Annotated in this window: 18 protein-coding genes; 11 read left to right on the forward strand and 7 right to left on the reverse strand. The window is 68.4% G+C overall.

From position 1 onward, the window contains the following. Positions 1–12 precede the first annotated feature (12 nt). The gene (locus N802_RS01520; protein WP_035911134.1) at positions 13–1,404 is read left to right on the forward strand and encodes a serine hydrolase domain-containing protein; all 1,392 of its coding nucleotides are present in this window, start codon (positions 13–15) and stop codon (positions 1,402–1,404) included. Positions 1,405–1,463: 59 nt separating this feature from the next. Beyond that, positions 1,464–3,611: a RecQ family ATP-dependent DNA helicase gene (locus N802_RS01525; protein WP_052109342.1), complete on the forward strand. Its 2,148-nt coding sequence runs from the start codon at positions 1,464–1,466 to the stop codon at positions 3,609–3,611. Here N802_RS01525 and yczE read toward each other — a convergent pair. Then, positions 3,522–4,313, reverse strand: coding sequence for a membrane protein YczE (gene yczE / locus N802_RS01530; protein ID WP_245613791.1), 792 nt, complete (start codon positions 4,311–4,313; stop codon positions 3,522–3,524). The genes N802_RS01525 and yczE overlap by 90 nt on opposite strands. Before the next feature lie 61 nt (positions 4,314–4,374). On the opposite strand from yczE, the gene yczR reads away from it, so the two are divergent. Beyond that, positions 4,375–5,832, forward strand: a complete 1,458-nt coding sequence (gene yczR / locus N802_RS01535) for a MocR-like transcription factor YczR (protein ID WP_035911137.1) — start codon at positions 4,375–4,377, stop codon at positions 5,830–5,832. A 31-nt stretch (positions 5,833–5,863) separates the two neighbouring features. Next, positions 5,864–6,844, forward strand: coding sequence for an acyl-CoA thioesterase (locus N802_RS01540; RefSeq protein WP_035911815.1), 981 nt, complete (start codon positions 5,864–5,866; stop codon positions 6,842–6,844). Positions 6,845–6,926: 82 nt separating this feature from the next. Here N802_RS01540 and treZ read toward each other — a convergent pair whose 3' ends face one another. From treZ to glgX, 3 genes are read right to left on the reverse strand one after another with little or no spacing between them, the layout of a single operon-like run. Further along, positions 6,927–8,645 (reverse strand): malto-oligosyltrehalose trehalohydrolase, encoded by a 1,719-nt coding sequence (treZ, locus tag N802_RS01545; RefSeq protein WP_035911140.1) that lies wholly within the window; start codon positions 8,643–8,645, stop codon positions 6,927–6,929. Further along, entirely contained in the window at positions 8,642–11,164 is a 2,523-nt protein-coding gene (gene treY / locus N802_RS01550) for a malto-oligosyltrehalose synthase (RefSeq protein ID WP_035911819.1), read from the reverse strand. Before treY ends, treZ begins: the two co-directional genes overlap by 4 nt. 5 nt (positions 11,165–11,169) lie before the next feature. Then, a complete protein-coding gene (glgX, locus tag N802_RS01555) occupies positions 11,170–13,320 on the reverse strand; it encodes a glycogen debranching protein GlgX (RefSeq protein ID WP_035911821.1) in 2,151 nt (716 codons plus the stop codon). 153 nt (positions 13,321–13,473) lie between these two features. On the opposite strand from glgX, the gene fabG reads away from it, so the two are divergent. The 4 genes from fabG to N802_RS01575 all read left to right on the forward strand — a co-directional run bounded on the left by fabG (position 13,474) and on the right by N802_RS01575 (position 16,275). Further along, positions 13,474–14,229: a 3-oxoacyl-ACP reductase FabG gene (gene fabG / locus N802_RS01560; protein ID WP_035911145.1), complete on the forward strand. Its 756-nt coding sequence runs from the start codon at positions 13,474–13,476 to the stop codon at positions 14,227–14,229. Positions 14,230–14,231: 2 nt separating this feature from the next. Beyond that, a complete protein-coding gene (locus N802_RS01565) occupies positions 14,232–15,275 on the forward strand; it encodes an acyltransferase family protein (RefSeq protein ID WP_035911149.1) in 1,044 nt (347 codons plus the stop codon). A gap of 122 nt (positions 15,276–15,397) precedes the next feature. Next, positions 15,398–15,772: an ArsR/SmtB family transcription factor gene (locus N802_RS01570; RefSeq protein ID WP_035911152.1), complete on the forward strand. Its 375-nt coding sequence runs from the start codon at positions 15,398–15,400 to the stop codon at positions 15,770–15,772. After that, positions 15,769–16,275, forward strand: a complete 507-nt coding sequence (locus N802_RS01575) for an SRPBCC family protein (protein ID WP_052109291.1) — start codon at positions 15,769–15,771, stop codon at positions 16,273–16,275. Before N802_RS01570 ends, N802_RS01575 begins: the two co-directional genes overlap by 4 nt. A gap of 82 nt (positions 16,276–16,357) precedes the next feature. On the opposite strand, the gene N802_RS01580 is transcribed toward N802_RS01575, so the two are convergent. Then, complete coding sequence (locus N802_RS01580) at positions 16,358–17,512, reverse strand: acyl-CoA dehydrogenase family protein (protein WP_035911155.1); 1,155 nt, start codon at positions 17,510–17,512, stop codon at positions 16,358–16,360. A gap of 80 nt (positions 17,513–17,592) precedes the next feature. On the opposite strand from N802_RS01580, the gene N802_RS01585 reads away from it, so the two are divergent. The 3 genes from N802_RS01585 to thpR are packed head-to-tail and all read left to right on the forward strand — an operon-like array spanning position 17,593 to position 19,594. Next, on the forward strand, positions 17,593–18,234 hold the full coding sequence (locus N802_RS01585) for a TetR/AcrR family transcriptional regulator (protein WP_035911158.1): 642 nt from the start codon (positions 17,593–17,595) through the stop codon (positions 18,232–18,234). Positions 18,235–18,245: 11 nt separating this feature from the next. Next, on the forward strand, positions 18,246–18,983 hold the full coding sequence (locus N802_RS01590; protein ID WP_035911161.1) for a class I SAM-dependent methyltransferase: 738 nt from the start codon (positions 18,246–18,248) through the stop codon (positions 18,981–18,983). Positions 18,984–19,009: 26 nt separating this feature from the next. Next, entirely contained in the window at positions 19,010–19,594 is a 585-nt protein-coding gene (thpR, locus tag N802_RS01595) for an RNA 2',3'-cyclic phosphodiesterase (protein WP_035911165.1), read from the forward strand. Here thpR and ettA read toward each other — a convergent pair. Together ettA and N802_RS01605 are read right to left on the reverse strand one after the other, a co-directional pair. After that, positions 19,581–21,263: an energy-dependent translational throttle protein EttA gene (gene ettA, locus N802_RS01600; protein WP_035911169.1), complete on the reverse strand. Its 1,683-nt coding sequence runs from the start codon at positions 21,261–21,263 to the stop codon at positions 19,581–19,583. The two genes, thpR and ettA, sit on opposite strands and share 14 nt — an antisense overlap. Before the next feature lie 46 nt (positions 21,264–21,309). After that, positions 21,310–21,837, reverse strand: a complete 528-nt coding sequence (locus tag N802_RS01605) for a single-stranded DNA-binding protein (protein WP_052109292.1) — start codon at positions 21,835–21,837, stop codon at positions 21,310–21,312. Positions 21,838–21,947: the final 110 nt, after the last annotated feature.

Below are 21,947 nucleotides of genomic sequence, written 5' to 3' on the forward strand. Positions count from 1 at the left end.
TACGCTGGACCAATGCCGCTCTCCCCCACGACGACTGCACGCCTCGACCATGTTCTAGCGACCGGTCAGCGCGACCACAGATTGCCGTCGGTCGCAGCGGGACTCGTGCGTGGCGGTGAGCTGGTGTGGTCCGGAGCGGTGGGCACCTCCGATGGTCGCGCCGACGGCCCTCCTGTCGACTCCGACACGCAGTTCCGGATGGGTTCCATCACCAAGACGATCGTGGCCGTCGCGGTCATGCGGCTGCGTGACGAGGGGCTGATCGACCTGACGGACCGCTTCGGCACGCATGTGCCGGGCAGCGCGCTCGACGACGTGACGATCGAGCAATTGCTCAGCCACGCCGGCGGCGTCCAGGCCGAGACCGAGAGCGGCTGGTGGGAGCGCACACCGGGTGGCGACTGGGACCACCTCGTGGGCTCGGGCGTGGGGACCCGATTCCGTTCCGGGAGACGCTTCCACTACTCCAACACCGGGTATGCCGCCCTCGGTCGCCTCCTCGAAGTCGTCCGCGAGCGCCCGTGGTTCGACGTCGTCCGGGAGGAGCTCCTCGAGCCGTTGGGCATGCGTCGCACGACGCCGCGCCCATCAGGGCCGGCAGCGCAGGGACTCGCGGTGCACCCCTTTGCCGATGTCCTTCTCCATGAGCCGGAGCACGACGGCGGTGCGATGGCACCCGCCGGGCAGTTGTGGACCACCGTCGAGGACCTCGCGCGATGGGCGGCGCTCCTGGGTGGCCGCACCGAGAGCCTGCTCGCCGAGTCCACGCTGGCCGAGATGGTGGAGCCGCACCACGTCGTCGACGAGCCGGGGCAGCCGTGGAACGGCGCGCACGGCCTCGGTTGGCAGGTGTGGAACGACGGCGGTGCCCGCACCGCCGGGCATGGAGGCTCCATGCCCGGCTTCCTCGCGATGCAACGGGTCCACCTCGACGCCGCCGGCGGTGACGGCCCGCCGGGTCAGGCGGGCGACGGGGTCGTCCTCCTCACGAACACGACGGCGAGCGTTGCCCTCAAGACCCTTCCCAAGCAACTGCTCCGCACCCTTCGTGAGCTCGAACTACCCGAGGTGACCCCGTGGGTGGCTGCCGGGACCAGCGAGGTGCTGGAGCTCGCGGGCACGTGGCACTGGGGGTCTGCGACGGAGACCGCAAAGTTCGTCGGCGAGCACCTTGTCCTCGGAACGCCGGGCGCGGGTCGCGGCTCGCGATTCGAACGTGTCGGTTCGGGCGTGGACAACTGGGTGGGGCTCGACGGCTACTACACGGGCGAGCCGCTGCAGGTCGTTCGCCGAGCGGACGGGTCTGTGTCCCACTTGGACCTGGCCACGTTCCGATTCACCCGGACGCCCTACGACCCCCACGGTGACGTCCCCGGCGGGGTCGACGAACGCGGCTGGCACTGAGGCCCCTTCCGCGCACGAGCTGAGCCGCTGTCGGTCGGCCCCCTTACGGTGGGGTGACCATGACGAACGAGACGTATGCCGTCAGCGCGCCGCCCGAGGCCGGCGCACCCTCCGACGTGGCCGGGTCGGCCAGGGAGGCGTTGCGGCGGCTCGTCGGCCGGGACGACGTCGACTTCCGCGACGGCCAGCTCGAGGCGATCACGGCCCTGGTGCGCGACCGGTCGCGCGTCCTCGTGGTCCAGCGCACCGGGTGGGGCAAGTCGGCCGTCTACTTCGTTGCGACGGCGTTGCGTCGCGCCCAGGGTGCCGGACCAACCGTGATCATCTCGCCCCTCCTCGCGCTGATGCGCGACCAGATCGCGGCGGCGGAGCGGGCGGGCATCCACGCGGTGACGATGAACTCGGCCAATGCGCAGGACTGGGACGAGGTGCGCTCGGCGCTCGCCACTGACTCGGTGGACGTGCTGCTCGTGAGCCCCGAGAGGCTCAACAACCCCCGCTTCCGGGATGAGCAGTTGCCCGACCTTGCCCGCCGGTGCGGTCTGCTCGTCGTCGACGAGGCGCATTGCGTCTCGGACTGGGGACACGACTTCCGGCCCGACTACCGCCGCATCCGTGACCTCCTCACCGACCTGCCCGACGACGTCCCCGTGCTTGCGACGACCGCGACGGCCAATGCGCGCGTCGTGACGGACGTCGTCGAGCAGTTGGGCGTCGGGGGACGCGATGTGTTGACCGTGCGGGGCGGGTTGGCGCGCGACTCCCTGCGGCTCGGAGTGCTGTCGTCGATGTCGCCCGAGCAACGGCTCGGGTGGTTGCTCGCGCACCTCGACGAGCTTCCCGGCAGCGGCATCGTCTACGCCCTGACCGTGGCCGCAGCAGAAGAAGTGGCTGCTGCCCTGGCGGAGGCGGGGCATCGCGTCGCGTCCTACACGGGTCGCACCGATCCCGCTGACCGCGAGCGTCTCGAGGCGTCGTTGCGGGACAACGAGGTCAAGGCACTCGTCGCAACGTCCGCCTTGGGGATGGGATTCGACAAACCCGACCTCGGGTTCGTCGTGCACCTCGGCGCGCCGTCGTCGCCGGTGGCCTACTACCAGCAGGTGGGCCGCGCGGGCCGCGCCACCGAGCGTGCCGACGTCCTCTTGCTCCCGGGTCCGGAGGACAAGGACATCTGGCTCTACTTCGCGTCGGTGTCCATGCCGCGCCAGGAGCAGGCGGATGCCGTGCTCACGGCGTTGGCCGAGGCCGGACGCCCGCTCTCGACGGCCGCGATCGAGACCATCGTCGACGTGCGCCGCACCCGACTCGAGCTCTTGCTCAAGGTTCTCGATGTCGACGGCGCCGTCACACGCGTGCAGGGTGGGTGGGCCTCGACGGGGGTGCCGTGGACCTACGACGCCGATCGCTACGCGCGGGTGGCCCAGTCGCGCAAGGACGAGCAGCAGCTCATGCTCGACTACGAGCAGACGACCGAGTGTCGGATGGCCTTCCTGCAACGCACCCTCGACGACGACACCGCCGTTCCGTGTGGACGCTGTGACACGTGCGCCGGCCCCTGGTACGCGACCGACGTCCCGGACAACGTCGTCGGTGCGGCTCGGCAGCGTCTGGCGCGAGTCGGGGTGGACCTCGACCCCAGGGCCCAGTGGCCCACGGGGATGGATCGGCTGGGCGTGCCGGTCAAGGGCAAGGTCTCGCCCGACGAGGCGATGTCCGGTGGGCGCGCCCTCGCTCGGCTCAGCGACCTGGGCTGGGGTCAGCGCCTGCGCCAAATCCTGCGGGAGGACGCGCCGGCCACGCCGGAACTGTTGCGTGCGTGCGTTGGGGTGCTTGCCGAGTGGGGGTGGACAGAGCGCCCGGCAGGCATCGTCGCCATGCCCTCCCGGTCCCACCCCCAGCTCGTGCAGTCCCTCGCGCACGGCTTGGCAGAGATCGGACGCCTCCCGTTCCTCGGGACCCTCGACCTCGAGCATGGCGGCCCGACGGGCGAGCCGGGTGGCAACAGTGCGTTCCGGCTCGCGGGCGTCTGGGAACGCCTCGTCGTCGGGCCCGAACTCGCGCCTGCACTGGCGCAGGTCAGCGGTCCGGTCCTCCTCGTCGACGACCTCGTCAGTTCACGCTGGACGCTGACCGTCGCAGCCCGCGAGCTCCGGCGTGCGGGTGCCGACGGGGTCCTCCCCTTCGCCCTCGCCGTCGACGGCTGAGGGGTCGACGAGCTCCGACGTGAGACGTCGTGGCGGGGTGACCCGCACGGTCAAGAGTGGCAGGAACGCCTGGACGGCCGGTCCGATGAGCAGTGCATAGAGCACCGTGCCGAACCCGACCACGCCGCCCAGCAACCATCCGACGGCGAGCACCGTGACCTCCAGCGAGGTGCGCACGAGCCGGATCGACAGTCCGGTGCGCCGAGCCAGGCCCGTCATGAGCCCATCGCGGGGCCCTGGACCGTACTGACTCCCGATGTACATCGCGGCGCCGATGCCGTTGACGACGATGCCTCCGAGGAGGAAGGTCCACCGGAGCCACAGCTCGGACGGGGCCTCGAGGACCGCGAGCATGACGTCGGTGGCGATGCCGATCACGAAGACGTTGGCGACGGTGCCGAGTCCCGGCCACTGCTTGAGCGGGATCCAGAGCAGGAGGACGAAGCCACCGACGATGATGACGATCGTCCCGAAGCTCAGGTCGACGTGCTGCTGCACGCCGTAGTGGAAGACATCCCATGGGTCGAGCCCCAGTTCCGCCTCGATGAACATCGCCATGGCCGTCCCATAGAGCCACAAGCCCACGAACAACTGGGTGACGCGGCGAACGGTGCGGCCGGCACGAAGCTGCTCCATCGGCGTCATCGGGATGAGGTCCACACGTCGGGCGGCACCGTTTCGGAGGGTCTGGATCGGACTCATGACTGCATGCTGCACCACAAGTGGCCTCTACTTCCATGGCCACTTGTGGAACAGTGGCCTCATGTCCGCTCCCGTGCTCCCTGCCGTCCGCGCCGCCGAACTCATCGGTTCAACGCCAGGTGACGGGCCGGCATACCAAGGCGTTGCCGACGCTCTCCGCCTCCTCATCGCGGACGGCCGGATCGCGGTCGGAACGCGACTGCCGAGCGAACGCGACCTCACGGCCGCGCTGGGACTGAGCCGCACGACGGTGAGCAGCGCGTATGCCGTGCTGCGCGAGCGCGGCTACCTCACGTCCCGCCGTGGTTCGGGAAGCGTGGCCAGCCTCCCGGCCGGCGTCGTCCGGCGCGACACTGGCCTTCACCTGTCCGCGAGCGTCCCCGAAGGCTCGATCGACCTGACCTGCGCGGCACTCCGGGCCCCGGCCGGGATGACGCAGGCTGCGGAGGCGGCGATCGCCGCGTCGCCCGACTACCTGTGCGGCAGCGGCTACCTGTTGAACGGCGTGCCCGAACTGCGCGCTGTCGTCGCTGCCCGCTACACCGAGCGCGGACTCCCGACCACGGCTGACGAGGTCATCATCACCACCGGTGCGGTCGTCGGGACGGCCATCGCGGCGCGGGCGCTCCTCAGCGCGGGCGACACGGTGATCATGGAGACCCCGACGTATCCCAACATCTTCCCGACGCTCAAGCAGCTTCGAGCGCGCATCGCCGCGGTCCCGGTGGAACCGACTGGCTGGGACATCCCGACCATGACCTCCACCATTCGGGCATCGGGTGCCAAGGCCGCCTTCCTGCTCCCCGACTTCCACAACCCCACAGGAAACCTCATGTCCGATGGCGAACGCGCCACCGTGGCCAAGGCGCTGGCACGAGGGCGGATCACTGCCGTCGTCGATGAGACCGTGGCCGAGATGGGCCTCGACCACGACGGCCCGATGCCACTGCCCTTCGGTGCACATCACGAGGACACGATCTCCATCGGGAGCGCTTCGAAGTCCCACTGGGGAGGTCTGCGCATCGGCTGGATCAGGGCGTCGCGGCCCAGACTGGAGGAGCTCAGTGCTGCACGAGTCCCTCTCGACATCGGCGCGCCCGTCATCGACCAGCTCGTGCTCCTGCACCTCATGCGCGAGAACCCGGGCATGACCCCCGAACGTCGCCGCGATCTCATCGCGAGTCGGGACGCACTGGTGGACGCCCTGTCGACGCGCCTGCCCGAACTCACGTTCGTCACGCCCCGGGGCGGCCTCTGTCTGTGGCTCGAGCTGCCCGAGGCCGTGGCTGCCCACGTCACGCTGGCGGCCGAGGAGGAAGGTCTCCTGTTCGCCAGCGGCCCCCGGTTCGCAGCCGCGGGCGGTCTCGAACGGTGGATCCGCCTCCCCTACGTGCTGCCGCCGACCGACATGGTCGAGGCCGTCGAGCGACTGGCCGCCGCTTGGGCGAAGGTTGCCGACGGTCGAGCCCCCCGACTCCGGACTCGTGGGACGCCCTCCCATGGCCCGCTCGTGGCCTGACGTCGCGCAAGACCTCGTCCGCGGACGCTCTATGGTGACGCCTGTGAGTGACCCCGCACCGAACGCCCTCGCTGACCTCCTCGCCGTCCTCGACCTCGAGGAGATCGGCACCGCCGATGTCGACGTGTCGACCGCCTCGGTCGAGCACACCGGTGACGACAGAGGCGCCTCACCCGTGAGGTTCGCGGAGGAGATGACCCTCTTCCTCGGGCAGAGCCAGAAGATGCCCCACGGTCGAGTGTTCGGCGGTCAGGTGCTTGCGCAGGGGGTCATGGCCTGCGGCCTGACCGTGCATCCTGACGAGGACTCCGTACCCCGGCCGATCCACTCGCTCCACGCCTACTTCATGCGTCCCGGTGACGACACGCAGCCCATCACCTTCGCTGTGGAGAGGATGCGGGACGGCCGGTCGTTCTCGACCCGCCGCGCCCACGCCATCCAGAACGGCAAGCCGATCCTCTCGATGAGCTGCTCGTTCCAGGAGGCAGCCGAAGGCCTCGACCATCAGGACGAGATGCCTGACGTGCCCGGGCCGGACGGGCTCCAGTCCCTCGCCGACGTCTTCGGCGGAGTCGACCACCCCGGCGCCCAGCACCTTGCCCGACGGCCCATCGAGCAGCGCCACGTCGAGGGCCAGATCTTCCTCGCCCCGGGTGACGAGAAGGTCGCCCGGCAGGGCGTCTGGACGCGCGCGACCGGTCCACTCCCGGACGACCCCCTGCTGCATGCGGCGGTGCTGGCCTACGCCTCGGACTACGCGCTGCTCGAGCCGGTTCTTCGCCGCCACGGCAGGCAGTGGGTCGGGGGCGGCCTCAACGTCGCAAGCCTCGATCACGCGATGTGGTTCCACCGGCCGGCCCGGGCCGACGAGTGGTGGCTCTATGCCCAGCAGTCACCCTCGGCCCAAGGTGGTCGCGGGCTGGGCCTGGGCCGCATGTTCACCCGGGATGGCACCCTCGTCGCGTCCGTGGCCCAGGAAGGCATGCTCCGGGTCCGCGGCGACGCTCCCTGAGCCGACTTCCTGCGTTCGAACGACTTTCGGACCTCGGCATTCGCCGTTCGCACGTCAATCCGGCGCAATGAGTCGTGGAATGTCAGCCATAGACGAGATCCCGCATGCCGTCCGCGGACACGGTGACCGCGTCTCGTTCGAGATCGGCCCGGACCGTGACCCCACGATGCTCCATGACGAAGAAGATGCCCTCGCCCTCGACGCGACAGGCGACGTCGACGAACCGCGTCTCCGCGGTGCCGATCACGGTGCGGCGGAGGGCAATCAGGTCGCGATACCAACTCAGGAGTGAAGCGTGGGGCTCCGCAGCGAGTTCCCCCCATCGCAGCACGCTCGCGTCGCGGGTCGAGCGTGACTGGGGGTCGGGGATCTCGTCCTCGGTCCAGCCGTGCGCCCCGAACTCGGCACGGCGCCCGGCACGCACCGCCTCCGCCATGGCCTCGTCGGTGAAGTCCGTGAAGAACTGCCAGGGCGTCGAGGCTGCCCATTCCTCTCCCATGAAGACCATCGGCGTGCCCGGTCCAAGGAGATAGAGCGCCGCCCCGATCGCCGCACGGCCAGGGCTGAGCGAAGCGGAGATCCGGTCACCCGTGGCCCGGTTGCCGACCTGGTCGTGGGTCTGCAGGTAGGTCACCAGGCGACGACCGTCGAGCATGTCGATGTCGACGGGACGTCCCCACTCGCGCCCCCGGAAGGTCGACCAACGCCCATCGTGGAAGAAGCCGCGCGTCAGCACGTGCGCGAGCACGTCCAGCGGGCCACCGTGCGGGAGCGACCGAGTCCCACCTCCGAAGTCCGCGTAGTAGCCCTGTGTCTCCCCCGTGAGCGCGACGTGCAGGCCGTGGTGCACGTCGTCGGCCCACTGCGCCGTCATGCCAAGCCCGCCGCCCGACGTCGACGTGACCATCCGGGTGTCGTTGAGGTCGCTCTCGGCGATGAGGTCGAGCGGGCGGCCGAGTTCACGCGACAGCGCGGCGACCGAATCCGAGAGTTCTGCGAGGAGGTGCCGCTCACTGTCGTCGATGAGCGCGTGGACGGCGTCGAGACGCAGGGCATCGACGTGGAAGTCACGCAGCCACCGCACAGCGTTGTCGATGATGAACCCGCGCACCTCGTCCGAGCCCGACGCGTCCAGATTCACAGCCGGGCCCCAGGGCGTCACGTGGGCCTGGGTGAAGTACGGACCGAACCGCCCCAGGTAGTTGCCACTCGGCCCGAGGTGGTTGTAGACGACGTCGAGACAGACCCCCAGCCCGCGCGCGTGGCAGGCGTCCACGAACCGCTGGAAGGCGAGCGGACCGCCCAACGGGTCGTGGACGGCATACAGGTCGACGCCGTCATAACCCCAGCCCCACCGGCCGGGGATCGCCGCGACCGGCAGGACCTCGACGACGTCCACGCCGAGGTCGACGAGGTGGTCGAGCCGCTCGATCGCGGCGTCGAAGGTTCCGTCGTCGGTGAAGGTGCCGATGTGGCACTCGTAGATGACGCCGCCGAGCGTGCCCGCACCCTCGCGAGGGCCGCGCCACTCTCCGTCAGCCCAGTCGTGAGCCGACGTGTCGAACCATCGGCTCGGCCCGTCGACGCCGTTCGGCTGCCACGCACTGCGCGGGTCGGGGAGCGCTGGCTCCTCGCCGTCGAGGACGAAGGCGTAGTCGAATTCTTCGTATGCCGTCGGCTCGCCGTCCCAGCGCCACCAGCCTCGGCGATCACGCACCATCGACTCACGCGCGATCTCGGCGCCATCGGCACTGAACTCGATGTCGACACGTGACGCCTCCGGCGCCCAGACCTCGATCATGGCTCCCTCACCAACAACGCGACGGGCAGGTCGACCAAGAGATCAGCCAGGGTCGCGTCCCCCGAGAACGGTCCAGTTGGCCTGCCGGACAACAGGTTTCGCCATCTGCCGTCCGGGAGCGAGACGCTGGCGCCACCCCAACCACCGGATGCCTCGAGACGGTCCGCTTCCCGGGTGACGACGGCGACCACGTGGGCGCCCGATGCGTCTCCCCGGGTCACAGCGAGCGCGTGGTCCGACGTGGTGGAGAGACCCGAGTAGGTCGCGCCGTCCCCGATGAAGGACCCGGCGCGGTCGCGCCGCGCGCGGAGGGCCGTCGTCGTGACGAGCAGCTTCTCGTCATCGAGGTCACGAGCCGGCTCCCCCGCGTCGAGGCTCGCCAGTCGGGTGCTGCGACGGTCGTAGTCGACCGCGCCTCGGTTGTCCGGGTCCACGAGGGTGAGCACCTCGAACTCGGCACCCTGGTAGACATCGGGCACACCGACCGCCATGAGCTGGAGGAGCTTCTGACCGAGGACGTTGGCCCGCACCGACGCCGCGTGCTTCGACAGCCAGCTCTCGGCGTGAGCACCGATCGAGGAGTCGGCCACGACCCCACGCGCGAACGCGACGACTGCAGCCTCGTAGTCGGCGTCTCCGTCGACCCACGCCGTGTGGTCCTTGGCCTCGCGCACCGCCTTGAGGACGTAGGTCTCGATTCGGTCCGCACTGATCGGCCAGGTGCCGACGACGGTCTGCCAGACGAGGTACTCCGTGGCCGGATCGACTTTGTGCCCGATTGGGACACGTTCCGTCGGCCGAAGGCCTCCGTCGGACGTGTCCCAATCGGGCACAAAGTCGGGTTGGGCGGCCAAGTTCGAGGCTTCGTGCACCCACGACGACCACTGCTCCGCCGACTCGGCCAACGTCATGAGTCGGGCCCTAACGTCCTCGGACCGCTTCGTGTCGTGAGTCGTCAAAGTCGTCATCGTCGCGGGCCACGTCGTCAGCTGACGCAGCTGGAACGCGTGGAACTCGTCGGCACCGATCGACAGGTGCGCCGGGTGGCCGCCGACTTCATTGGCGCCAGTCATGCGCGCCCAGCGATAGAACGCCGTGTCCTCGATCCCCTTGGCCATGACCGGGCCGCACGTCTGCTGGAACCGCACGACGAGTTCGGAGCGAGCGGCCTCGGCATCAGCCTGAGCCTGAGGGACATCCCCGCCGGACACGAGTCGGCAGACCAGCGCGAGGGCGTCGTGGTCGGTGGGTTCGAGCAGAGCCCGCGCGCGCTCCTGCGCCTGGTCCAGGACCTCGAGCTGGTCCGGCGCTGCCGGTCGTCCGGGCACGACGTAGGCGCGGTAGCGGTCCATCGAGGCGAGCAGCGCCTCGAGAGCACGCCGGAGTGGTTCGACGTCCTCCCCCGGAACGACCGTCTCGACGAGTCGCATGAGTCGGTTGACCTCGGCTGCCTGGACGGTCTCGACGACGAGCTGCTTCGACTCGAGCACGACCGCGTCGAGCGACTCCCGACCGGGAGCATGCTCGCTCCATAGCGCATCCAGGACGCCCACACCAGCACCCGACGTCATGACCTGCTGCACCCGCAGCAACGTGTCGTAGCCGGTCGTCCCGGCGCACCGCCACGAAGGCAACTGCTCCTCACCCTCGAGGATCTTCTCCGCGACGACCCACGCCCCACCTGTGGCGTCGGCCAGGCGCGCGAGGTAGCCCTCAGGGTTGGCCAGACCATCGGGATGGTCGATGCGGAAGCCGTCGATCGAGCCGTCCTGCCACAGCGACAGGAGCAGTTCATGGGTGGCGTCGAAGACCTCGGGCTCCTCCACCCGGATCGCCTTGAGCGAGGTCACATCGAAGAACCGCCGATAGTTCAGGTCCTCCGCGCCGTCGCGCCAGTGCGCAAGGCGATAGTGCTGTGCCGCAACGAGATCAGCCAGCTCCAGCTCACCCGTTCCGGGCGCGACAGGGAACTCGTGGTCGTAGTAGCGCAGCACGGTCTCGTCGCCCGCACGTCCCCCGTCGGCGGCAACGGAGAGTTCTCCGGACGCCAGGACGTCGGCCAGCGGCGACCCCAGGACGGGCATGAGGACCCGGCCGTCCTCGGCCTCCCACTCGGTGTCGAACCAGTTCGCGAAGGCCGACTCCCGCCCGTCGCGCAACACCGACCAGAGAGGCGCATTGCGCCACGTCTGCTCCGGCACCGTCATGTGGTTGGGGACGACGTCGACGATGATGCCGAGCCCCGAGGCGTGTGCCGCGGTCACGAGCCGGTCGAACGCCGCGCGCCCTCCCGCCTCCTCACTGAGGCGCGTGTGGTCAACCACGTCGTAGCCATGCGTCGACCCCGGTGCCGCCTGGAGAATCGGTGACAGATAGAGGTGCGAGACACCCAACGATGCGATGTATGCCGTCCGCTCGGCTGCGGCGTCGAAGCCGAACTCGCCATGGAGCTGGAGCCGGTAGGTCGAGGTGGGCGCAGCGCGACCGGAGTCGCGGGCGAGGACGGGGGCGGACGGCATACGCATCAGACCTTGCGTTCCGAGGTCGCGGCTCCCGTCGGCACGGGAGCGGACTCGCGCGGGCATCGCAGGATGACCACGGACCGCGGGCCGACCGCCAACGCCGAGTCGGCCTCGTGCCACCCGGGATCGACGACGTCAGCGCTCGTGTCGATCTCGATGAGCCACCGCTCGCCCCACTCCGCGGAAGGGAGGGTGAAGGCCGCCTCGTCGTTGTCGGCGTTGAGCAGGACGAGGAAGTCGTCGTCGGTGATCATCTGGCCACGGGAGTCGGGCTCGTGAATGGCGTGACCGTTGAGCCACACGGCGACCCGCAGGGCATCACCGCTCCAGTCCGCCTCCTCCATCGGCTCCCCCACTGGCTTGAGCCAGTAGATGTCGCCCAGCGTCGACTGGCCACCGTGGTCGGCCGACCCGGCGAAGAATCGGCGACGACGGAACACGGCGTGGTTGCGGCGCAGACGCACGACGGCCTTGGTGAACTCGAGCAGTTCGAGTTGGTCCTCATCGAGCTCCCAGTCGACCCACGCGATCTCGTTGTCCTGGCAGTAGACGTTGTTGTTGCCGCCTTGGGTGCGGCCGATCTCGTCTCCGTGGCTGATCATCGGCACGCCCTGCGAGAGCAGGAGGGTGGTGAGGAAGTTGCGGAGCTGCCGCAGGCGAAGCGCACTGATCTCCGGGTCGTCGGTCGGCCCCTCCACGCCGTGGTTCCACGACCGGTTGTGGCTCTCGCCGTCCTGCCCGCCCTCACCGTTGGCGGCGTTGTGCTTCTCGTTGTAGGACACGAGGTCCCTGAGGGTGAAGCCGTCGTGGGCGGTGATGAAGTTGATCGACGCGATGGGCTTGCGGCCACTGTGCTCATAGAGGTCACTCGACCCGGTGAGTCGAGAAGCGAACTCCCCCAACGTTGCCGGCACGCCGCGCCAGAAGTCCCGGACCGTGTCGCGGTATTGCCCGTTCCACTCGGTCCACATGGGCGGGAAGTTCCCGACCTGGTATCCGCCGTCGCCGACATCCCACGGCTCGGCGATGAGCTTGACCTGGGAGATGACCGGGTCCTGCTGGATGATGTCGAAGAAGGCCGAGAGCTTGTCGACCTCGTGGAATTGCCGCGCGAGGGTGGCAGCGAGGTCGAACCGGAAGCCGTCGACGTGCATCTCGGTGACCCAGTAGCGCAGCGAGTCCATGATGAGCTGCAGCACGTGCGGGTTGCGCATGAGCAGGCTGTTGCCGGTTCCGGTCGTGTCGTAGTAGTGCTGCTTGGCGGTGTCGACGAGCCGGTAGTAGCTCGCGTTGTCGAGGCCACGGAAGCACAGGGTCGGACCGAACTCGTTGCCCTCGGCGGTGTGGTTGTAGACGACGTCGAGGATGACCTCGATGTCGGCTTCGTGCAGTGCCTTGACCATCGCCTTGAACTCGGTGACCTGCTGGCCCTGCTGTCCGCGCGCATAGGCGTTGTGCGGTGCCAGGAAGCCGATGGTGTTGTAGCCCCAGTAGTTCGACAGACCCCTGGCCTGGAGCGTGGTGTCCTGAACGTACTGGTGCACCGGCATGAGCTCGATCGCGTTGATCCCGAGCGCCTTGAGGTGGTCGATGATCACGGGGTGACCGATCGCGGCATACGTCCCGCGAATGTCCTCGGGCACGTCGGGGTGCGTCATCGTGAGGCCCTTGACATGGGCCTCGTAGATGACCGTGTCGTGGTAGTCGTGGCGCGGTGGGCGATCGTGACCCCAGTCGAAGTAGGGGTTGATCACGACGCTGAGCATCGTCTTGCCGAGCGAGTCGTCGGTGTTGCGCTTCGCGGGCTCCAGGAAGTCGTAGGAGAAGAGCGCCTGGTCGTTGGTCACCTGCCCCTCGATGGCCTTGGCGTAAGGGTCCAGGAGCAGTTTGCTGGGGTCGCACCGATGGCCGGCTTCCGGCTCATAGGGCCCGTGCACTCGATAGCCGTAGCGCTGGCCGGGTTGCAGACCCGGGATGTAGCAGTGCCAGACGAAGTGGTCCACCTCGGGAACGGCGATGCGCGTCTCCACGCCGTCGTCGTCGATGAGGCACAGCTCCACCACGTCCGCGACCTCACTGAAGAGAGCGAAGTTCACTCCGCTTCCGTCGTAGGTCGCACCCAAGGGGTATGCCGTTCCGGGCCAGATCTCCATGGCCGCCTTCCACGTTGTCTCGCCTGTCATGACTCCTCACACGGGACGACGGCGGCCCACGTGGCGCGAGCAACAGCCGTCGCCGATCGCTGCTGGGTAGGGTTCGCGCAGAGATCCAACCTATCGAACCCGACCCCTTCCGGAGGAACCACCGTGTCTGTCTCTCGTACCGCTGTCGTCACCGGAGCTGCCCGCGGTATCGGTGCCGCGACAGCGCGCCGCCTTGCGAAGGACGGGTATGCCGTCGCGGTCGTCGACCTCGACGAGGCTGCGTCCGAGCTGGTCGCCGCGTCGATCCGGGACGCGGGCGGGTCCGCCATCGGCGTGGGCATCGACGTGTCGGACGCCGAGCAGGTCGAGCCGGGTGTGGCACGCATCGCCGACGAGCTCGGCGCCCCCGTCGTGCTCGTCAACAACGCCGGGATCATCCGCGACAACCTTCTGTTCAAGATGTCCGAGGCCGACTGGGACTCGGTCATGAACGTCCACCTGCGCGGCGCCTTCCTCATGACGAAGGCCTGCCAGTCGCACATGACGGCCGAGAAGTTCGGGCGCATCGTCAACCTCTCGTCGAGCTCTGCCCAGGGCAACCGCGGGCAGGCGAACTACTCGGCGGCCAAGGCCGGGCTCCAGGGCTTCACCAAGACCCTGGCAATCGAGCTCGGCAAGTTCGGGGTGACGGCCAACGCCGTGGCGCCCGGCTTCATCCAGACCGACATGACTGCCGCGACGGCCGAGCGGGTGGGCGTGTCGTTCGAGGACTTCCTCGCACACGCTGCGTCACAGACGCCCGTCGGACGCGTGGGCCAGCCCGACGACATCGCGGCGACGATCTCGTTCCTCTGCTCCGAGGAGGCGGGCTTCGTCTCCGGACAGGTCATCTATGTGGCGGGCGGTCCGCTCGACTGATCGTGGCCGCTGAGACGCCGCAGCAGCGGCCCACGGGCGCGCGAGACCGGTCCCTCGACGTCGCGAAGGGCCTGGCGATCGCCGCCATCGTCGTGTCGCACGTCCTGCGCGGCCTGGCCTCCCCCGACACGGTCCCGCGCATCTCGGAGCCCTTCCTCGAGGTCGACGACGCGCTGTACTCGTGGCACATCGTCGTGTTCGCGATCGTCGCGGGAGCCTTCCTTCCCAGCGGCGTCGAGAAGCGAGGTTCGTGGACCTATGTGCGTTCGCGGGTCGCCCTGTTCACTTGGCTCTACGTGCTGTGGACGGTGATCCAGGCGGGACTGAAACAGCTCGAGTCCGTCGCGGGCGGCGAGGCGTTCGACACGCGAGGTTTCCTCGAAGCGTTCGTCACGGCATACGGACAGCTCTGGTGGCTCGCATTCATGGTTCTCGCGACGGTGCTGGCGGCGGTCGTACGCCCCTGGCGCCATCCGATCCTGGCCGGGGTGTCCTTCCTGGTGGTCGGAGGATTCGCATTCCTCGTCTGGGGGTGGACCGGGCCCTGGGTGTTCCAGGAGGGGCTCGCGCTTCTCGCGTTCTTCTGGGCCGGTGTCCTCGCGGGCCGCCCGGGGCTGGTCAGGGTCACCACGTCCGGGGCGACCCCGTGGATTGCCACGCTGGGGTTGGGGCTCGGCGTGGTGCTGCTGGTCATGGACGACCCGATGCCGCCCACGTCCTACCTCGGGACGCGGACCACGCTCGGCGTCGTGCTCGGCGTCGTCGCGTCGACCGCCCTGTCGGTGGGCGTCCTCGCCCTGTCCGGGCTGCTGGCGCGGACGCCCCTTGTCCGTCCGATCGGGCTGCTCGGGCAGCGCTCGCTCGAAATCTTCCTGGCCCACATCCTCGCTCTGACGTGGTCTCGCCAGCTCCTGATGTCACTGGGTCTCGACGGTGTGGCGATCCACCTCGTCGTCGGCACGGCGGTCGGCCTGCTCCTCCCGCTCGGTGTGTGGCGGCTCGGGCGGCGCGTGGGCTTCCCGTGGCTCTTCCAACACCCCCACTAGGTGCCTGCGACTTTGTGCCCCGTTGGGACACTCGTCGCTGCGCTCCTCGTGTCCCAACGGGGCACAAAGTCGCAGGGTTGCCGTACTTGACGGCTTGGCTAATTATCCGTTAGGTTAACAACGTGACCGACGCACTCAGCACGACGTTCGCCGCCCTGGCCGACCCGACGAGGCGAGCCATCCTGGCTCGACTCTCCTCGGGGGACGCCACCGTCGGCGAACTGGCCGAGCCGTTCGAATTGTCACTGCCCGCGATCTCGAAGCACCTCACGGTTCTCGAGAAGGCCGGGCTGATCACCAAGAGCCGGGATGGGCAGCGGCGCCACTGCCGCATCTCGGTCGCCCCCCTCAAGGACGCGACGTCGTGGCTCGAGCTCTACCGCCAGCACTGGGAGCAGCAGTTCGACAACCTCGGCGACTACCTCGCGACCATCCACGAGCCTCCGGCCGACGGTCGAGGCACCCGCAGCACCGCACCCAAGGAGAACCCGTCATGAGCACCGCCGCCACGGGCGCCCACGAGCGCGCCACCATCACCACCTCCGGCCCGGAGATGGTCATCACCCGCACTTTCCCCGGCACCGCCGACCTCGTCTTCGAGGCCATGACCAACCCCGAGCACATCCGCAAGTGGTGGGGAGCCGGGCACGGCGAGATGACCGTGTGCGAGGTCGACCTCCGTGAAGGCGGGGCCTGGCACTTCGCCCAGGTCGCCGACTCCACCGGCGACGAGGTCTCGTTCTCCGGTCACTACAAGTCGATCGACCGCCCGGGCCGCCTCGTCCACACAGAGCGCTTCGACAACATCGAGAGCCCCTACTCGGTCATCGACACGACGTACACCGAGAACGACGGCCAGACCGAACTGCGAGCGGTCATCACCTACGACTCACCCGAGACCGTCCAGGCGGTTGTCGACTCCGGGATGGAGCACGGACTCCAGGCAAGCTACGACGCGATCGACGACGTCCTCGCCGAACTCGCCGCAGCCCGAGCCTGAAGTCGAAGCAGTCGAGAGTAGGGAATTTCCTGCCTTCACTCCGAGGGGGCGGGACTTTCCCTACTCTCGACTGCTCCTGGGTTCAGAGACCCAGGTCCCGACCGATGAGCTCCTTCATGATCTCGTTCGTCCCGGCCCAGATCTTGTTGACGCGAGCGTCCTTCCAGGCGCGGGCGACGCGGTACCCGTTCATGAAGCCGTAGCCACCGTGCAGCTGGACGCACTCGTCGAGGACCTTGCTCTGGATCTCGGCGGCCCACCACTTCGCCTTGGCCGCGTCGATGGCCGTGAGCTTCCCGTCGGCATGTGCGGCAACACAGTCGTCGACGTAGGCGTGCGTGACCTCGATCATCGTCACGAGCTCGGCGATCTTGAACTTGTTGTGCTGGAACGCGCCGATCGGCTGGCCGAAGGCCTTGCGCTCCTTCGTGTATTCGATGGTCTCCTCGAGGATCTGGCCCGCGTGCGCCACGCAGCCTACGGCGTTGCCGAGACGCTCCTGGGGCAGCTTCTGCATCATCGTGATGAAGCCCATGCCCTCGTCACCGAGGAGGCGGTCGGCGGGGAGTCGGACGTTCTCGAAGAAGAGCTCGGACGTGTCGGACTCCGGCTGGCCGACCTTGTCGAGAGGGTTGCCCTTGGAGAAGCCCTCGTCGCCGGCCTCGAAGACGAAGAGCGAGATGCCCTTGGCACCCTTGGACGGGTCGGTGCGCACCGCGACGACGGCGAGGTCGCACTGGTGGCCGTTGGTGATGAAGGTCTTGGACCCGTTGACGATCCAGTCGCCGCTGCCGTCGTCGGCCTTGACCGCGGTCGTCTTGAGCGCCGCGAGGTCCGAGCCGCCGGAGGGTTCGGTCATCCCGATGGAGAGGATCTTCTCGCCGGTGGCGACCTGCGGCAGCCAGCGCTCCTTCTGCTCCTGCGTGCCCAGGGCGACGATGTAGGGGGCAGTGATGTCCGAGTGGATGCCGAAGCACGAGGAGACCGCGACGTTGAACTTCGCCAACTCCTCGGCGAGGACCGCGTTGAAGCGGTAGTCCTCGATGCCGGCACCCCCGAACTCCTCCGGGATGGTGAGGCCGAAGAAGCCCTGCTTGCCGGCCTCGATCCAGATGTCGCGCGGAATGGTGTGCTCGCGGATCATCTCCTCCGCGCGGGGCTTGAGGCTCCGCTCAACGAACTCGCGAACCGAGCTCCGGAAGGCCTCGTGGTCGTCGTCGTAGATGTTGCGGGGCATGACTCTCCTCGGCAGACGGGTGACAGAATGGCTTGACTAAGCGCTTGCTTAGTCTCGTAGCCGTCCGGCATGCTGTCAACATGTCGGCCGCCACAGGGACACCGTTGTCCGAGCAGAGCATCCTCTCGACGCTCGACGATGCTGGCGACACTGCGGGCGCCACCGCAGTGCGGCTCATGATGGCCGCCGCGGACGCGTTCTCCGACAAGGGTTTCCACGCGACGACGACGCGCGACATCGCCTCGCGCGCAGGCCTCTCCCCCGCTGGGGTCTACGTGCACTTCACCTCGAAGGAAGACCTCCTCTTCGAACTGAGCCGTCGGGGCCACCAGCGTGCCCGCGACCTGCTCGTCGCGGCCGCCGAGAAGTCCGACTCCCCCACCGAGGCACTGCGCTCGATCATCGGCGGGTTCTCGAAGTGGCACGCCGAGCACCACCAGCTCGGACGCATCGTCCAGTACGAGTTCCGCCACCTCACCCCCGAGCACCGCGAGGCCGTGCTCAACCTGCGGCGCGAGATCGACAAGGTCGTGCGCGGGGTCCTCACCGAGGGTGTGGAGCGCGGTGAGTTCGAGGTCGACGACGTGCACGCCACTGCCCTCGCGCTGCTGTCCATGGCCGTCGACGTCGCCCGCTGGTACTCCCCCGAGATTCGTCGCACCCCGGACGACATCGCGCGGACCAACGGAGACCTCGCGGTCCGTCTCGTCGCGCGCCGTTAGGCTTCGGCACCATGAGCGACGCCGGACACGGGGGCTCCCCGTCGATCGAACAGCCCGACTACTGGTGGTACGTCGCGCGAACCGAGTTGCTGCACGCCGCCCTGAGCGAGTTCTCCCGCGGCCGCGAGACGGTGCTCGACATCGGAAGCGCCGACGGTCCCAGTGCCGGCTGGCTGCACGACGGCGCCCGCCGCATGGCGTCGCTCGACATCGATCCGCGAGGTCTACAGGCGAACGGAGTCTGCGGGTCCGCGTTGTCCCTTCCCTTCGCCGACGCGAGCTTCGACATGGTCTCGGCCTTCGATGTCATCGAGCACTGCGATCCGGAGTCGGCCGCCCTCGACGAGGTGAACCGGGTCCTCCAACCCGGAGGGGCCTTCCTCATGGCAGTGCCGGCCTACCAGTGGGCCTGGACCGATTTCGATGTCGCGAACGGCCACTACCGTCGCTACACGAAGCGTCGTGCCATCACCGCGGTCGAGAAGGCCGGGTTCAGGGTGGAGCGGGCCACCTACGCATTCACCTCCGTGTTCCCGGGGTTCGTCGTCGAACGGGCCGCACGCCGGCTCAAGGAGCGTCAGCACACCACGGCTGTCGACGTCGTCGAGGTGCCCCAGGTGCCGGCATTGCTGCACCATGCACTTCTCGGAGCGACCAAGGTTGACGAAGCGCTCCTTCGCCGTGGCCTCGACCTGCCCTTCGGCAGCTCGGTGTTCGTCGCCGCGACAAAGGTCAGCGACCCGCGCTGACGCGCGCGACGGAGCACAATGGCGCGGTGCGAGTCTTTGCTGCCCTGGTCCCACCGCCCGATGCCCACGCAGACCTCGAGACCTTTGTCGAACCGCGTCGCGAGGCGGGAGGCGAGTTGCGCTGGACCCCGTCCCATCTCTGGCACGTGACGCTGGCATTCATGGCTGACGTGTCCGACTGGGCTGTCGATGAAGTCGTGGACACCGTGGCATCGGTGGCGTCGGAACGAGCGCCGATTCCGTTGAGACTGGAGGGCGCTGGCGTCTTCCCGAACCCGTATGACGCGCGCGTCCTGTGGATGGGTGTGCATTCGGATGCGGACCACGGACTGGCGGATCTCGAGTCGCTCGCCCTCGGTGTGCGCCGAGCATGCGACCGGGTGGGAGCGTCACCGGCTGGTGGCGCCTACCGGCCGCACCTCACGCTGGCTCGCTCGCGTCGCCCCTTCGAGGCGACTCACTGGCTCCGAGCCATGGATGCGTATGCCGGCCCGTCCTGGCTCGCGGACGAGGTCACCGTGTTCGTGTCGCACCTGGGTGAGGGAAGGGGCAGACCGCACTACGAGCCCGTCGCGGTCTGCCCCCTCGGTGCCAGCGTCAGTCGCGGGTGAGCTTGCGGTAGGTGACGCGGTGCGGTCGAGCCGCCTCCTCACCGAGGCGCTCGATCTTGTTGGCTTCGTAGGCCTCGAAGTTGCCCTCGAACCAGTACCAGTTGGCCGGGTTCTCCTCCGTGCCCTCGTAGGCGAGGATGTGCGTCGCGACCCGGTCGAGGAACCACCGGTCGTGGCTGATCACGACGGCACAGCCGGGGAAGTCGAGCAGGGCGTTCTCCAGCGAGCCGAGGGTCTCGACATCGAGGTCGTTGGTCGGCTCGTCGAGGAGGAGCAGGTTGCCTCCCTCCTTGAGCGTGAGCGCGAGGTTGAGGCGGTTTCGCTCACCACCGGACAGGACTCCAGCCTTCTTCTGCTGGTCCGGCCCCTTGAACCCGAACTGGCTCACGTAGGCGCGCGAGGGGATCTCGACCTGGCCGACCTGGATGTAGTCGTGGCCACCGGAGACCGTCTCCCAGAGGTTCTTGTTGGGGTCGAGGCCACCACGACTCTGGTCGACGTAGGAGATCTTCACGGTGTCACCGATGTCGACGACGCCGCCGTCGGCCGGCTCGAGTCCCACGATCGTCTTGAAGAGAGTCGTCTTGCCGACACCGTTGGCCCCGATGACACCGACGATGCCGTTGCGGGGCAACGAGAACGACAGGCCGTCGATGAGGACGCGGTCGCCGAAGCCCTTCTTGAGATCCTTGACCTCGATCACCTTGCTGCCGAGGCGCGGACCCGGCGGGATCTGGATCTCCTCGAAGTCGAGCTTGCGGGTGCGGTCTGCCTCAGCGGCCATCTCCTCGTAGCGGGCGAGGCGAGCCTTGGACTTCGTCTGGCGCGCCTTGGCATTGGAGCGCACCCACTCGAGCTCCTCCTTGAGACGCTTGGCGAGCTTCGCGTCCTTCTTGCCCTGGACCTCGAGGCGGGCCTGCTTCTTCTCGAGGTAGGTCGAGTAGTTGCCCTCGTAGGGGTAGGCGCGGCCACGGTCGAGCTCGAGGATCCACTGCGCCACGTTGTCCATGAAGTAGCGGTCGTGCGTCACCGCAACCACGGCGCCGTGATAGGCGGCCAAGTGCTGCTCGAGCCACAGGACGGACTCGGCGTCGAGGTGGTTGGTGGGCTCGTCGAGGAGCAGGAGGTCAGGCTTCTGCAGGAGCAGCTTGCACAGTGCCACGCGGCGGCGCTCACCACCGGAGAGGACCGTGACGTCGGCGTCCGGCGGTGGGCAACGCAGGGCGTCCATCGCCTGCTCGAGCTGAGAGTCGAGGTCCCAGGCGTCGGCGGCGTCGATCTCCTCCTGGAGCTTGCCCATCTCGGCCATGAGGGCATCGAAGTCGGCGTCGGGCTCGCCCATCTCTTCGGAGATGGCGTTGTAGCGGTCGAGCTTGGCCTTGATCTCGCCCGCGCCCTCCTCCACGTTGCCGAGAACGGTCTTCTCCTCGTTGAGTTCCGGCTCCTGCATGAGGATGCCGACGCTGTATCCCGGGGTCAGTCGCGCCTCGCCGTTGGACGGCGTGTCGAGGCCGGCCATGATCTTGAGGACGGAGGACTTCCCGGCGCCGTTGGGGCCGACGACGCCGATCTTGGCGCCGGGCAGGAACGACAGGGTCACTTCGTCGAGGATGACCTTGTCGCCATGGGCCTTGCGGGCGCGCGACATGACATAGATGTACTCGGGCATGGGGCAAGGCTAACGACTGCCCGCCCCATCCCCGAATCGGTCGCCGTCAGGCCGCGCTCTCCTCGATGAGTGGCCCGACGCTGACCTCCGCGGGACGCTCGGCAAGGAGGTACGGATCGGTCTCCGGGTTCCCAAAGCTCTCGGGCTCCTCGGGGACTTGCTCCCCACCGAAGGCGTCATCCATCCGGTCACCTGTGCCGTAGGAGGGCTTGATCACCTTCTCGTATGCCGCCTGCCCCCAACTCAGGTCGTGACCGGCACCGTTGGCGTCGATGTTGACGGACGTGCCGTACGACTTGTCGTCGCGCTGGAAGTCACGGACGCGGAGTCGGCCGTGGACGATGATCGGCTCACCACGCCTGAACGACTTGACCACGTTGGCGCCGAGGTTGCGAAACGCGTAGACGTTGTAGAAAGCGGTCTCGCCGTCCTCGTAGGCACCGGGCTGGCCGGACACGGGCCGGCGCGGTGTCGAGGCAATGCGGAACTTCGCGTAGGGCTGGCCGCTCTTGCCGACGCAAACCTCCGGGTCAGCGACGAGGCGTCCGTGGACGGTGACGTTGGTGTCCTGCATGGCTGGTCCTCTTCTGGTCGGGCGCCGCTCGTGCGGTGCGTTGTGACCAGCCTCAGGAGACGCGGCCCCGTGGGCAACGCCAAGGAGGCAATCTGTGGACAGCCCTCGGA

It is taken from the genome of Knoellia sinensis KCTC 19936, from assembly GCF_000768705.1.
Classification (GTDB): domain Bacteria; phylum Actinomycetota; class Actinomycetes; order Actinomycetales; family Dermatophilaceae; genus Knoellia; species Knoellia sinensis.